This is a genomic window from Mucilaginibacter sp. KACC 22773, from assembly GCF_028736215.1.
Taxonomy (GTDB): domain Bacteria; phylum Bacteroidota; class Bacteroidia; order Sphingobacteriales; family Sphingobacteriaceae; genus Mucilaginibacter.
In genome coordinates this window covers 645,890-660,297 of the sequence record NZ_CP117883.1, presented here as the reverse complement: position 1 = coordinate 660,297, position 14,408 = coordinate 645,890, and the positions used below count along the sequence as shown (strand labels likewise).

Annotated in this window: 12 protein-coding genes and 1 riboswitch; of the genes, 4 read left to right on the top strand and 8 right to left on the bottom strand. The window is 45.3% G+C overall.

Annotation, left to right across the window (positions count from 1 at the left end; all coding sequences use genetic code 11):
* Positions 1-76 precede the first annotated feature (76 nt).
* A complete protein-coding gene (locus PQ469_RS02785) occupies positions 77-814 on the top strand; it encodes a head GIN domain-containing protein (protein ID WP_274211613.1) in 738 nt (245 codons plus the stop codon).
* A gap of 146 nt (positions 815-960) precedes the next feature.
* Here PQ469_RS02785 and PQ469_RS02780 read toward each other — a convergent pair whose 3' ends face one another.
* Positions 961-1,686, bottom strand: coding sequence for a DUF2490 domain-containing protein (locus PQ469_RS02780; RefSeq protein ID WP_090642582.1), 726 nt, complete (start codon positions 1,684-1,686; stop codon positions 961-963).
* A 93-nt stretch (positions 1,687-1,779) separates the two neighbouring features.
* On the bottom strand, positions 1,780-2,811 hold the full coding sequence (locus tag PQ469_RS02775; RefSeq protein WP_274211612.1) for a lipid A deacylase: 1,032 nt from the start codon (positions 2,809-2,811) through the stop codon (positions 1,780-1,782).
* Positions 2,812-2,982: 171 nt separating this feature from the next.
* Here PQ469_RS02775 and PQ469_RS02770 point away from each other — a divergent pair, with 171 nt between their 5' ends.
* Entirely contained in the window at positions 2,983-3,447 is a 465-nt protein-coding gene (locus PQ469_RS02770; RefSeq protein ID WP_274211611.1) for a DinB family protein, read from the top strand.
* A 94-nt stretch (positions 3,448-3,541) separates the two neighbouring features.
* On the opposite strand, the gene PQ469_RS02765 is transcribed toward PQ469_RS02770, so the two are convergent.
* The 6 genes from PQ469_RS02765 to PQ469_RS02740 are packed head-to-tail and all read right to left on the bottom strand — an operon-like array spanning position 3,542 to position 9,785.
* Positions 3,542-4,663, bottom strand: coding sequence for a hypothetical protein (locus tag PQ469_RS02765; protein WP_274211610.1), 1,122 nt, complete (start codon positions 4,661-4,663; stop codon positions 3,542-3,544).
* Positions 4,644-6,293 (bottom strand): FAD-dependent oxidoreductase, encoded by a 1,650-nt coding sequence (locus PQ469_RS02760; RefSeq protein WP_274211609.1) that lies wholly within the window; start codon positions 6,291-6,293, stop codon positions 4,644-4,646. The genes PQ469_RS02765 and PQ469_RS02760 overlap by 20 nt, the downstream gene beginning before the upstream one ends.
* A 13-nt stretch (positions 6,294-6,306) precedes the next feature.
* The gene (locus PQ469_RS02755; RefSeq protein WP_274211608.1) at positions 6,307-7,815 is read right to left on the bottom strand and encodes a polyamine aminopropyltransferase; all 1,509 of its coding nucleotides are present in this window, start codon (positions 7,813-7,815) and stop codon (positions 6,307-6,309) included.
* A gap of 5 nt (positions 7,816-7,820) precedes the next feature.
* On the bottom strand, positions 7,821-8,006 hold the full coding sequence (locus PQ469_RS02750; RefSeq protein WP_274211607.1) for a hypothetical protein: 186 nt from the start codon (positions 8,004-8,006) through the stop codon (positions 7,821-7,823).
* Positions 8,006-9,430, bottom strand: coding sequence for a DUF4178 domain-containing protein (locus PQ469_RS02745; RefSeq protein WP_274211606.1), 1,425 nt, complete (start codon positions 9,428-9,430; stop codon positions 8,006-8,008). The genes PQ469_RS02750 and PQ469_RS02745 overlap by 1 nt, the downstream gene beginning before the upstream one ends.
* Before the next feature lies 1 nt (position 9,431).
* Positions 9,432-9,785, bottom strand: coding sequence for an S-adenosylmethionine decarboxylase family protein (locus tag PQ469_RS02740; protein ID WP_274211605.1), 354 nt, complete (start codon positions 9,783-9,785; stop codon positions 9,432-9,434).
* Between the two features lie 218 nt (positions 9,786-10,003).
* A riboswitch (SAM riboswitch) is annotated at positions 10,004-10,117 on the top strand.
* Positions 10,118-10,236: 119 nt separating this feature from the next.
* On the opposite strand from PQ469_RS02740, the gene PQ469_RS02735 reads away from it, so the two are divergent.
* A complete protein-coding gene (locus PQ469_RS02735; protein ID WP_274211604.1) occupies positions 10,237-10,809 on the top strand; it encodes a peroxiredoxin family protein in 573 nt (190 codons plus the stop codon).
* Between the two features lie 415 nt (positions 10,810-11,224).
* Positions 11,225-14,407, top strand: coding sequence for a SusC/RagA family TonB-linked outer membrane protein (locus PQ469_RS02730; protein ID WP_274211603.1), 3,183 nt, complete (start codon positions 11,225-11,227; stop codon positions 14,405-14,407).
* Position 14,408 lies beyond the last annotated feature (1 nt).

Sequence of the window (14,408 nt, the reverse complement as noted above, 5' to 3'; positions counted from 1 at the left end):
CGAATCAACTTTTTTACAACTCCATGCAACCTCGCCAAATAACTTGCGTCATATAGCTACATAAGAGATAATTAAGATGAAAACATTAAGCAAAATATTACTGATTGCTGCTTTGATAACAGGTACTGCAGGCTATACAATTGCAAAAACAAATACCCCAACCGACGAGGTTACCCAAAACACAGAAGACCGCCATTTATCCGGCTTTACCTCGGTAAGCGTCGCCGGTTCGTTTGATGTGGTTATCACCCAGGGATCAACAGAATCTGTTAAGGTACAGGCGCCATCTGACGTTATCAGCCGCATTATTACCGAAGTAGAAGGTAACACCCTTAAAATTTATACCAAAAGCGATAACGACTGGCACTGGTTTGATGGCGGCCACAAAAAGATCATGATCTACGTTACGATTAAAGAAGTAAACGGTGTATCACTTTCAGGTTCGGGCGATGTATCATTCAGGGAAGGTTTGCGTGCCGGTTCATTTAAACTGAAACTAACCGGATCGGGCGATGTAAGCGGCAAACTTTGGGTTAAAAGCCTTGATGTGAATCTGGCAGGATCGGGCGATATCAAACTAAGTGGTACCGCCGATAATTCAAACATCAGCGTAGCCGGTTCTGGCGATTATACCGCAAGGGATTTAACAACTAATACCGCATCGGTACGTGTTGCAGGATCTGGCGATGCAAGGGTGAATGTAAGCCAAAAACTGGAGGCATCAGTAGTAGGCTCGGGCGATGTATACTATACCGGCAGCGTTAAAAGTGTGAGCAGCTCTAAGATAGGAAGCGGCGATGTGAGCAGGATGTAAGAGCCTCACCCAACCCTCTCCAAAGGAGAGGGCTTTTTGATTTGCATGGAGCATTAATAGAAAAAGCGATGAATTGAACTCATCGCTTTTTCTTTTTTGAACATTTTTCTTCCTCCCTCTCCTTTGGAGAGGGCCGGGGTGAGGCTTTAAAACCTTGTATAAAAAGCCAGCTGTGCTACGTGGTTAATCGTGTAGGCTTCGGCTTGTTTTATGTATTGGTTAAGGTAGCCGGTTTCCACATCAATCATTTTGTTAATGCGGTAACCAATAGCTACATAGGCGCGGTTTTGGTCGAAAAAGTGTTTGTTTACCTTGTTTTTGTTTTGGATGTTTACAAACACCTCATTTTGTAAGGCTACAAAAGGGCCTTGCGCAAACACAGCCGAATCCCTTTTCAAAGGCACAATGGCCCGTGCAAAATATCTGAAGCGTTGTGCAAAGTAGTTATCGTTTTTGGTAGCGGCAGTGTTACCCAAAAAGCGCTGCTCCAAACGCAAACGGTGCGCAAGGTTTACATTTTTGCTCAGTTTATGGGTGTAAGTATATTGCTGCCAAAGGCGGTGTTCGGGGCGAAAGGTTTGATCGCCGGCAGTGGTGCGGCCATATGTTGCTATGTAGGCATAACCCAAAGCGCCAACCTTATTTTTGGCAAAGTAGTAATTGGCCGATGGGCGCAGCAAAATATGTTTCAGGTAACTCAGCTCGTCATGTGAACGTAGCTGTCCGTCGAACGAGTAGCCCCAATGTTCAGATAGTTTTTGCGAGTGAAACACTGCTGCCCAACCCGAAAACTGGTTATCCTGCGCAAACAAACGGGCAGGTATAATGAACAATAAAGCGGCAAAAATCAGTAACTTTTTTTTTAATTGCATAGATGTATTATTTATAAAGTGATGATAAGATTGTTTTTAATCTCCATTTGCAGGGGAGATCTTTATACTAATATTTACCTATCAGGACGTAATTTAATTCTTCATCCTGATTAATGTCTTGCGGCCCAAATCAACAGTGATCCTGAAAGCCTCCTGGTTACTCATCCTGAAACCCGGCGTTTGGTGGAAGCTTAAAATAAACTGACCTTTTACCCGGTTATATAAAAATGGTGTCCAGATGATATCCATCCGGTTATAAGTTTTCTTTTCAAACCACGAATCGCCATAGGTAATTTCATGTCCCTGGCCTTTGTAAAATTCATCAAATAAGGCAAACTTATTGTAGCTCAAATAAACATTGGCCACAAAGCCTGCCGGTTTATGAAACCCGTCTACACCACGCACCCGCTCTAATGACATCATGCCGCCGGCTTCAACTGATAACGAATCTAAAAAGGTTTTATGACTAAAGTCTAAACCTAACCTGATTTGCCCGGCACCGTTATCCCTGATATTATCATTAGGAACAGCAATTTCGGCACCGGCATCGTGCATCAGCATAAAGTAATGGGATACATAAAAAGGCCCTTTAACCGATGGCTTGTATTTGCCCGAAAATCCAAATAAAAACTGTTCCCTGTCGGTTTGGGTTTGGCGGCTTACCCAGTCAATCCAGCCGGTTTCGGTAAAGTGTTCGTTGTGCACACGGGCCAGCAAGCCCTCAATATTAGGCCGGTAGTAGCGCAGGGTATCATTTAAAATAGCACGCGGATAATCGTCAAGTAAACCTTCGCGGGGGAAAGCACCGGCGTAAAACAGCCAGCTTTTACCTGTAAAATTGTAATAGGCTACCGGGTTCACTTTTAAAAAGTAGGGTTTGGCGCCAAACTCGTGAATGCCGTTGGCCCCAAAAACAAAATGGTTTAAGCTATCAATGTTCCAGCCTAAATCAAGCTCGGTACGCATGCCGCTATAGGTGCGCGAGCGGGGGATAAAAGCCTTGTACTCGCGGTTATCCAAAAAGCCAAGGGCATTAAAATGAATATCGATGGTTTGTTCCTGGGCCAGAGTAGTGGTTATAGTAACTATAGTGAAGATGACGAGTATGTAAATCTTTTTAATCATATCTTTTGATGTTGTAAATCAAGCGGTATTTAGCTAACGTAACAGAAGCCGCAAAGGTATAATAAAAGCCTAAACACCTAAAACTACACTATCACCATTAAGTAATTTGATAAAATAATACACCAAATCTTCATACTTTAGCCGCGCCATAAATCAACTAAAATATCTCACATGCGTAAATCGATAGAAATTATACTTAAACCGCGCCTCATGGTACTTAACTCCATAAAAGACCTAAGTCCCGAGCAATTGAACCTGGTACCACAGGGATTCAACAACAACATTATCTGGAACTTAGCACACATGATATCGGCCCAGCAAGGCATTTGCTATACCCGGGCGGGTTTGCCAATTGTCACCGATGATAAATTTTATACCCCATACCGCCCAGATACCAAACCCACTGATTTTATAGGCGAAGAAGATATCGCAACCATCAAAGAGTTATTCGTATCTACTATAGAACAACTGGAAACCGACCTGGATAACGGCATTTTTGCCAATTATGGTGCCTTCACCACCCGATATGGTGTCGAGCTTGATTCGATAGATACGGCGGTGGCATTTTTGCCTTTTCATGAGGGTTTGCATGCCGGGTACATCATGTCGCTGAAGAAGTTTATGCCGAAGGGATAAGGTCAGGTGTTCGGATTTGCGTGGGGATGCGTTCGCGTTTTTAGCCGAACACTTAAGATACTGATATAAAACAGCTTAAGTGTTCGGATTATTTTTAGCCCGGATACTCTTTATTGTAAAGTACTGCCCTCTCGCCGGCATCCTGTCTCTTCATCTTCCAGATAAAGCCATCCAGTACATAGTGGGTAGATTGTGGTAGCGCCAGCAGAGGTACAATAAGCGCCAGCAGCATGTCGCTGTTGATGGTGGGCAGGGCGGCAAAGGGTTTAAAAACCGAGGCGTGTTCTTTCCACACCAGGCCATCCCACAGGCCTTCTTCAAAATAGGCAAACAGGATGAGCAGGCCCACAAAGGATAGCACACCATACTTGCTGAAGGTAATTTTAAGGAAGGTTGTTTTGGGCTTAGCTTCACCTGTAAATTTCTTTTGCTCGTAAATCCATACCAGGGCCATGTAGGGAATGCCGTGCGAAACCACGTTGAGAGTGGTAAAAGCCATATCGCCGTTGTAGTAAATGATGCCGAAATACCACGACAAAAAAGTGCCAAAAACCAATACATTTTTGGCAATATTAAACTGTTTGGTGGTATTAAAAACCCAAATTTCTTTAACAAAATACAACAAAATGGTGAGCAGGTAAATCGCCTTGCAAACCACCAGGATATGGTCAAAATGGAAAAGCACAAAATCGCCATCGACAAACCAGTTGAAGTTTTTTTTGTAGCCGGTAAAATGCCAGTATAATAAGGGGTAAATGGTAGCGATGTAAATGGCCGCGTTATCAATATACCTAAAAATCCAACCTTGTTTTTCCTGGCGCGAGTAAATACGCATAAAACCATACTGCTGCCTGATGAAATGGAACACCGCCAGGTAGGCCAGCGCGCGCCAAAAATAAATGCCGCCGCCAACGTACAGCATCACCCCGCCTATGTAGCAAAACAAGGGGATGGCCAATAGTAAATGCCGCTGCTGCTTAAAAGATACCGGGTTAAAATAAGTACGATAAAGCGTGCTGTACACATGGGCTACATCTATCATCACAATAAGTACCACCCAATATTGAACCGGCATCAGGCCCGAGTTTTTAAATTGCGCCGGGAACAGCGCCACAATAAGCAAAGCGATAAACGGGGGCGACAGGATAAAAACACCATCCACCAGGCGGCTTTTTATCCAGGGCTGTTCCTGGTTATTATGCTGTTGTATGCTCATGTGCTAAAACCTGTTGTGCTGCCCTAATGCCCTGGTGAAATGCTTCCTCGAAAATAGATACCCCGCTCAGATCGGTATGCGCAAAAAATACCTGGTTGTTGATGGGCAACCGCGCCTGCTGCCTGTTATCGCCCCAAATATAACCGACCGACGGACTAATCATGCCGTGGCCCCACAGCCAAAACTCCACCTGCTCAATACACTCAGTTATACCGGGGTGCATTTGCTCCATTTCGGGTACCACAATATCCATCCATTGCTCATAGGTGCGGGTATAAGCTGCCAGCCGCGCAATGCGGGGTTCTTTATCGCAAAGGGGCAAATAGTAGGTAAGCACCTTTTGTTGTTCTACCAGTTTAATATCCTGTTGGTTGGCATTTACATACCCTACCGACGCCGTATTGTAGGCCACATTATCCCAGCACAGCACCATGCCTTTGGCTGCCGAGGGTAATTTATTAACCGTAATATTAGCAATAAGCCATGGCGAATAATGCAGCTTACCCGCATCAAACCCCGGACGTATAGTATTTTTCAGCAACTTTTGGTTAACATACTGTGGCGATGCCATGATCACCTTATCCGCATAAATAACAGCGGATGTATTTTGTTTCAGGTCGAGCACCTTTACCGCGACCTTGCCACCTGCTGCTATTTGGACATCGTAAGCCAGGTGGCCCGTTTTAATATGGTCTTTTACTGTTTCGCGCAGGCGTTTCATAAGCCAGCCGTTACCTTCGGGCCAGGTAATTACAGCGTTTGGATCGGCGTTGGACGCAGTGCCTTTGCGGGCCGAAAAATAGTGCAGCCCTGCCCAGGCGCTCACATTTTGTGCCGGTGTACCATAATCGTCCTTACAGCAATAGTTTAGATACCAGAGCAGGTAAGGCGAATCGAAGCTGTTATCTTTGAGGTAATCCTTGAACGAGATCCTGTCCAGTTTCCGGTAGGCATCATCGGCCGAACTGTTATCCAAAGGGATATCAAAGGCATACTTACTATCATTCCCCTTCGCATTTTTCAGTTGAGTAACCAGGGCAAAAAAGCGGATGATCTGTTTCCTGTCATTATCAGTCACACCAAAATCGGGTACTATGCCCTCCTGCCAGTGGCCGTTTATCAGCAGCCGCTCTTCGGGGTCAAAGCACAGGTAAAACTCGTTATAAAAGGGCAGCCCTTTTTCGTCAAAATGGGTAATTACCTGGTGCTCCTGCAAAAAATCAATTAGCAGCTTATCATCGTTATTTACAATGGGGATATAGTGCGCACCTAAGGGATAGGCCGATACTTCATTCGATCCAAAGTAAGCATTACCGCCAGCATGATCTTCCAGCTCCAGCAATTGAAAATCTGTTTCGCCCTGCTTTAACAGCCACCTCGCGGCCGATAGGCCCGAAATACCGCTGCCGATAATTAATGTTTTAACCATTTGCTGTGTGGTGGGTGCCGGCATGGGCAGTTTATCGCGCAGGGCATGGCCGGCTTTGGCGTTGGGGCCGGCCAATTTGCCTTTAATATGGGCATACTCCGGTTTGCCGCCGCTTAACCTGCGGATGCAGCCATTAAGCAATATGGCCCCGGTAACCAGGCCCGCCTGCAAAATAAACGCGCGGCGACTGGTTGGCTTCATCCCGCTGCTGCGGCTATAAAACGGTCGACCACTCATCCTCAAAATATTTTACCAGTATCTGGTTGTTCAGTTTGTTAACCTGCGCCGGTACCCTGGCCATATCCGCCGGAAAGTACAACATCTGCTCCAGGCAAGCTTTCGACATAAAACGCAGGCCCGGCAAGTAATGACCGGGCACTTTGTATACCGGCTTGGTCATGGCCATAATATAGCCCCACTCGCCAAACGAGGGCACATAGTTATGGTAGGGTACGGTATGCAAACCAACTGATTGCAGGGTTTTCTCCACCGTCCAGTATGATTTTGGCGCCACATAGGGCGATGTGGATTGTATCACCATAATACCATCTGGATTAAGCAAATGCTTTACAATGGCATAAAAAGTATTGGTGTATAGTTTACCAACCGAGTAATTGGAAGGATCGGGAAAATCAATAATAATGGCATCGTAGGTTTTGTGCTGTGCCCGGGCCCATGAAAAGGCGTCGGCATTCATTACGGTTACTTTAGGCGATAATAACGAGCGGCGGTTCAGCTTCAGCAGCATATCGTTAGTGCGGAACAGTTTGGTCATTTCCTTATCTAAATCAACCAGGGTAACGGTTTCAATCTGCGGATACTTTAAAATTTCGCGCACGGCAAGCCCATCGCCGCCGCCCATCACCAAAATATTTTTGGCATCGGGCAGGGCCTGTAATACAGGGTGAATGAGCGCCTCATGGTAGCGGTATTCATCAACCGAACTGAATTGCAGGTTGCCGTTTAAAAACAAGCGCAGGTCGCGGCCTTTTTTGGTGATGATGATGCGCTGGTATGGCGTACTTTTCGAAAAAATGATGGTATCGCTATACGTTAAACTTTCCGAAAAACTGGTAATGGTATTGGCATACACAAAACCAACCAGCAAAGCCAGCATACTGATGATGGATGCGCTTTGCAAATATTTAGCCCCTTTAATTTCGTGCCTGAAATTGATACAGGTTATTAAAGCTACCAGTACATTCAGCATACCAAACAGGTAAGCTGTGCGCACCAAACCCAGGTAAGGGATAAGCAGCAGCGGGAATACCAGCGAGGCTATTAAAGCGCCTATATAATCAAAAGTGAACACCTTTGATACCAGGTCTTTAAACTCAAACCTATTTTGCAAAATACGCATCAGCAACGGAATTTCCAGCCCTACAAGGATGCCGGTAAGGGATATCAGTCCGTATAATATAATACGGAACGAACTTACACTTTCAAAAACAAGGAACAGGATAGATGAGCTTGTACCGCCCACCAGGCCAACCAGTATTTCGATCCGGATAAACCAGGCCAGCAGGTTTTTATCAAAGTATTTGGATACCCATGAACCCAGTCCCATCGAAAAAAGGTAAACCCCGATAATGGTAGAAAACTGGGTAACCGAATCGCCCAGCAGGTAGCTGGCCAACGTGCCTGCTATCAGCTCATAAATAAGCCCGCAGGTGGCAATAATAAAAACCGATACGAGTAAAAGAACGGGAAGTTTTTTGTTCATGACTGTTATTTATGATAAAACCTAACCCCGTAACCCGAGTGCGCTACGGTGCCGTTGTAGCTGGCGTTGCGTTGCACATCGTTACTTTGCCAAAAGGCCAGGCCATCAAAAGCGGCATATGAATAATAGCCTACAATTGCAGCCACAATGGCTATGTATATTGCGTTTGATCCTATGGTTCCTGTTTTCATTATTCGTCATCTTTTTGATAGGGTGAAAAATCGCTGTTCATCCAGCGGTTTGTTTCAAATTTGCGCATCCGGTACCAGCAGTATAAGGGATAAAGGCAAAGCAGCAGTAGCGTAACCAATACATTGCGCCATAGGGTAACACTTTCGGTAACCTTAATAAACAGCGATGAAACATCCCTTGTGCCTGCATAAGGATAAATGTTGATGTGGTACTTACCGGCAGGAATCTCTGACAAAAGCACAGTTTGTGTATATGACCCTTCCGACCAGCTTTCGCCGTCCTCATAACCATGATAATACTCAATATCCTTTGATATGCTCCAGGTTTGGTTGTCCTTTTCGCTTACCAGCTCCACCGTTGCCGACAGCCAGTTGTTATCAACCTGCGAGTTCAACTCAAACTCTAAAGGTACAGGTCCATCAGGTATGATAAATGTGGGGGTTTTAAAGGACTTAAACTCATAATTGCCATTAGCATCAGGGGCAAAGGAGTTTAAGGAATCGGCCGGCGCAGGCGCTGTGCGGTTTCTTAAAGAATCAAGCGCGGTGCTTACATGTTTTGACGTATCCGGCACATGGGGAGGCATAGCTAATGCATAAGTATCAGATAGTAATACCTTTTCGGGCCTAAGCCAAATAACAGAAAGCTGCACCAGCAGGAACGCTAATGCGGCAATGCCGCTTATTTTATAAGCGGCCAGCCACCTGGCTTTGTATTTTGATGGCTGGTTTGCACCAATACCAATTTTTTCGGGAAGGCTTTCAACAGGTATATTAAAAGCCGCCGCTATTTCCGCCTCTTCCAGGTATTCGCCCAGGTACCAATCGGTAACATACTTTTTGATGTTTTCCTCGCTGGTGAGCATATAAGGCGGATCTATGAACTCTTTAGCTCTTAATTTTTCGGCGGATATATCCCAGTCGAACTCACCTATCATGGCCGTTATAACCGGGCTGTAAGCGTTATATTTAAGATAGGTATTGCCTTCATATTCGGCCTCGTTGCCATAAATACAATTTACACTTGCCAAATCGGGGTAAAAATTGGCGCCGGCTATCAGGCTCCAGTGGCCATCATATTCCGATAAAAAGGCATAGCCTTTGGCATAATTGTATAGCATGTATTCGCGCCACTCATACCGGGTTGCCCCCTCCTTCTTTTCCATGTATGCAATCAGCTTGTACTCCACACCTTTTAATGTACCTGTAGTGCCTAAAGGCATAACAGGTTTAAATTTTAAAACGTGAATTTTCTCCTCAACATAAGGCCTGCCCGCATCATTAAAAAGCAGGTAAGACCGGCATTGCGGGCAAACTACAGCCTCACAGCCTATCTGATCATACAAAGTAATACTGTGCTGGCAACCGGGGCAGGTTATTTCGCCCGAAAAAGGGAATGCTTTGGGGTTTAGTGTAGCTGCCATATTACCTTTTCACTTCGTTTTTCTGTATCTCCACGCCTTCAAAAAAAGCGATAACACCCTGGTAAATAGCACGTGCCTTATCATCGTTCTCTTTTTGATAGTTAGATAAAAACACATCAAAAGTGGCCATACCATACTCTGGCCAGGTATGGATAGACATATGCGATTCGGTTAAGCAGACCACAGCCGTAAAGCCGCCGCCATCAAAATCGTGGTAAACTTCGCCAACTTTGGTTAGCTGATAGGTATCGATGAGCTGATTAAACAACTGCCTGCAGGCCGCACTTGATTGTAACAGGTTAGGTTTATCGGTACTGAATTCAGATAATAAATGTAATCCGGGTTTATAAGGCATCAAGGTTATTCATTTTCGGGAATAAATATATAAAAATTATTTGATGGGAATATGGGCGAGGCGAAAAACAAGTATGGCGGAGCCTCGCCGGGGTGAGTCGTGACCAGCGTTCAAAACCGGCGTTCCCCCCTTCCCATTTCATGACAATTAAATTATACAATACCTATGTATTTAGTAGAATATATTATATATTTGCATCATCAAACAGTTCTTTAATTTAATTATCAAGAAAGACGGAGGGAAAGGCCCTGTGATGTCTTAGCAACCTGTAAGCCCAATTGTTATAAAGGTGCTAATTCCTGTCCGCTATTAATTCGCGGAAAAGATAATGTATGTTACGTTACCGGCAGCTTTATAGCTGCACCCATCATATCGTTATCGTCTAAATTTCTTGTTTAATTAAGTTTCAGCGCTTTTAACCCTGCATTAAATGCAGTTAAAAATTTACGTTATGAAAATTAAACAGCTACTCATCACCTGCTCATTATTAATAAGCGGCTATTTGGCCGGGGCGCAAACCGTAACGCCGGCTCCCCTACCCGTATCAACTGATCGCGGTTACATTGTTAAAACCGGCGATCAGGCTCCCGACGATTTTAAACTGGTGCTTGCCGATGGCACCCAAACTTCATTAAAACAGCTTCGGGGTAAGGTAGTTATCCTGCAATTTACCGCCAGCTGGTGCAGCGTATGCCGCCAGGAAATGCCCCACCTTGAAAAAGATGTATGGCAGGCCTATAAAAACAAAGGCCTGGTGCTTATCGGGGTTGATAGGGATGAGCCGCTTGAAAAAGTGCAGCATTTTCAGCAGGAAATGAACATCAGCTACCCGCTGGCGCTTGATCCGGGTGCCGATATTTTCGGGCGCTTTGCCAACAAAAAAAGTGGCGTAACCCGCAACGTGGTTATTGATAAAGACGGTAAAATTGTTTACCTCACCCGCCTTTATGATACCCAGGAGTTTGCATCGATGCTAAAAGTAGTTGATGCATTGGTGAACAATAAAACTGCATCTGTAAACTAACTAAAAGCTAAAAGCAGAAGGCATAACGCTCAAAGCTTTATATTGATTTTCGGGGTTAAAAAACCTTTTTACTCAAAACTCAGCACTATCTACTCAATACTACTATCTATATATCAAATTGTTATGAAAACAACAAGGACACCTTTCCCAAACGTATTCCCTGCCCGCAAATTCGTATCATCCTCTTCCGCTTCTGTTTACCTGTATATGCAGGGTATGCGTTGTTGCTGTTAAATAACGGCAACGGTTATTAGCCCCGGGTCCCCTGCTGCAGCTGGCCGTTCCGGCTTATAACCAACACAATCAACAATCAATTTACCGGTACTAAAAATTCAACAGCGGGCATTGCTATGCCCAAAATATTGTTGGCTGGCTTTGCTGTACTGGCAATAAAAACTATTAATCATTAACTATCATGTTAAAAAACTACAAATTTTTACTGGCAATCCTGTTGCCTTTTTTTCTCATCCAAACAGTTGCAGCGCAATCTGTTAAAATAAGCGGTACGGTAACCGCTAAATCCGATGGCTTGCCCCTACCCGGTGTAAGTGTAGCTGTTAAAGGCACCACCAATGGTGCACAAACCGGCGCCGATGGTAAATTCAGCCTGAACGCAAATATTAACGATGTGCTTAAAGTGTCCTACCTGGGTTTTGCAACGCAGGAAATTACGGTTAAACAAGCCGAAACCAACCTGCAAATTGTGCTGCAGGATGCCCCCAACTCGCTTAACGAAGTGGTGATAACCGCGCTCAACATCTCTAAAGATAAAAAGACACTGGGCTATTCGGTTCAGGGCTTAAAATCAAAAGACATCTCCGAAGCCAAAGAAACCAACCTGGTGAACGCTTTGGCAGGTAAAATTGCCGGTGTACAGGTTACCAACAGCCAGGGCGATATGGGTTCGTCGCGTATCATTATCCGTGGCGAAACATCCATAGGCAATAACAACCAGCCCTTGTTTGTGGTTGATGGCGTTATTGTTGATAACAGCCAGTTTTTGGGCACCAACGGTTCCAGGGATTTTGCCAACGCCATAGCCGATCTTAACTCCGAGGATATCGAATCGGTAAGTGTGCTTAAGGGGCCAAACGCGGCGGCGCTTTATGGTTACCGGGCCGCAGCGGGCGTTATCCTTATTAAAACCAAAACAGGTAAAGGTGCAAAAGGGCTTGGCGTTACCATCAACTCCAACACCAGCTTCTCTACCGTAAACATTCTGCCCGATTACCAGAACGAATACGGACAGGGATCAAACGGCAAGTTTAGCTATGTTGACGGCAAAGGCGGCGGCGTTAACGATGGCGTTGACGAAAGCTGGGGCCCCGCTTTGGATGGATCGCTTATTCCGCAGTTTTACTCCAACGGCCAGGCTGTTCCGTTTGTAGCCCATCCGGATAATGTAAAAAACTTTTTTAATACGGGCGTTACCTTAAATAACGGCGTAGCACTGGCAGGCAGCAGCGATAAGGCCGACTACCGCCTGTCGTACAATAACCTGCACCAAACGGGTATTGTTCCTAACACCTCGCAGGGCCGTAACTCGTTTTTATTAAACTCCACCTTTAAGCTTAGCCCTAAATTAACGGTTACAACCATTGCCAATTATATTAAAGACGACGCCGATAACCTGCCCGGCGCCGGTGGCAGGCGTGCAACCAGCACCATGTTACAGTTTACATGGTTTGGCCGCCAGGTTGATATCAGCCAGCTTAAAAATTATAAAGATGCCAACGGCAACACCTTTAACTGGAACAACAGCTACTATAGTAACCCTTACTGGCTGGCTTATGAAAACACGGTAGGGCAACACAAAAACCGCATTATAGGAAGTGTGGAGCTGAATTATAAGATCATTGAAGGCTTATCGGCCAATTTCCGTACGGGAACCGATTACTATAACGACCGCCGCAAAATTAAAGTAGCTTACGGAACAAACGGCACACCATTTGGATCATACGAGGAAGATGCCTACACCGTAAACGAAACCAATACCGAAGCCAGGCTGCAATACACCAAAAAGCTGAATAACGATTTTTCGTTAGATGTTTTGGGCGGTGGCAACATCAGCACCATATTAAATGAGCAAAACGACCAGGTAGCTCCCAAACTGGCGGTAGCCGGCTTGTACACATTAAGTAACTCGCGCGATCCGCTGGTATCGTCCAACTACTATGGCAAGCTTAAAACTTACAGCTACTTTGCATCGGCACAAATAGGTTTTAAAAACTACGCCTTTATTAACCTTACCGGCCGTAACGATTGGTCGTCGACCCTGCCTGCGGCCAACCTATCCTACTTTTACCCTTCGGTTAACGGCAGTTTGATACTATCAGAGGCGCTTGATATTAAAAGCGACATTTTAACCTACGCCAAGTTACGCGGCGGATGGTCGAAAGTGGGTAAGGCTACAACTCCTTATCAACTCATCAATTACTACAATTTTACAGCGCCTTTTGGGTCGAACCCGCAGCAAAGCCTGGGCACAGTTGATTTAAACAGCAAACTGAAACCGGAAACCACCACATCGGCCGAGGCCGGTTTTGAACTGGGCTTTTTCCAGGACAGGGTTCACCTGGACGTAAGCGCTTATAATACCAATAGTATAAACCAGATTGTTACCGTTGATGTAAGCCCATCAACCGGATACAGCCAAAAACTGATCAATGGCGGCAGCATCAACAATAAAGGTATCGAGATACAGTTGGGCCTAACGCCTGTCAAATCAAAAGATTTTACCTGGGATATAACCACCAACTACTCGCTTAACCGCAGTAAAGTAGTTAAGCTGGATGATGAAGGCCGCCTGCAAAGCATCATTTTAGGAAGCGACCGTACCGTACAGGTATTGGCAGCCCTTGGCCAGCCTTATGGCACCCTATATGGCAACGCCTACACCCGCGATGCATCCGGGCAAATTGTAATAGGCGCCAATGGTACCCCGGTTATCAATCCAACCAAACAATACCTGGGCAAATTTACACCTAACTGGCTCGGCAGCATCAATAACAGCTTTACCTACAAACACATAAACCTTGGTTTCCTTGTTGATGCCAGGTTTGGCGGGTCTATCTATTCAAACACCAACCGCACAGGTACCTATACCGGCGTGTTGGCCTCAACCCTGCCGGGGCGCGGGGCGGCAAATGGCGGTATCAGCTATTATTATCCGGGCAATAACGCATCAGCAGGTGCGGTACAGGTAAGCGGCAACGCACCCGCCGGCGTAACCGTGTACAACGATGGTATGATATTTAAAGGCGTAAAAGCCGATGGTACCCCTAATACCACCATATTACCTGCCCAATCATACTACAAAGGGTTTACCAATGTTGATGAAGCTTTTGTTTACGATGCATCGTACATTAAACTGCGCGAGGTTAAACTGGGTTACACTTTCCCTTCAAACTGGGTAAAAAGCGTTGGCCTGCAATCTGCAACCTTATCTGTGGTTGGCCGTAACTTGTGGATAATCCACAAAAACGCGCCAAACATCGATCCTGAAACCGCCTTTAACAACGGCAACGGCCAGGGCCTGGAAGACCTTACCCTGCCAACCGTACGCAATATTGGCTTTAACATCAACCTTAAATTTTAAT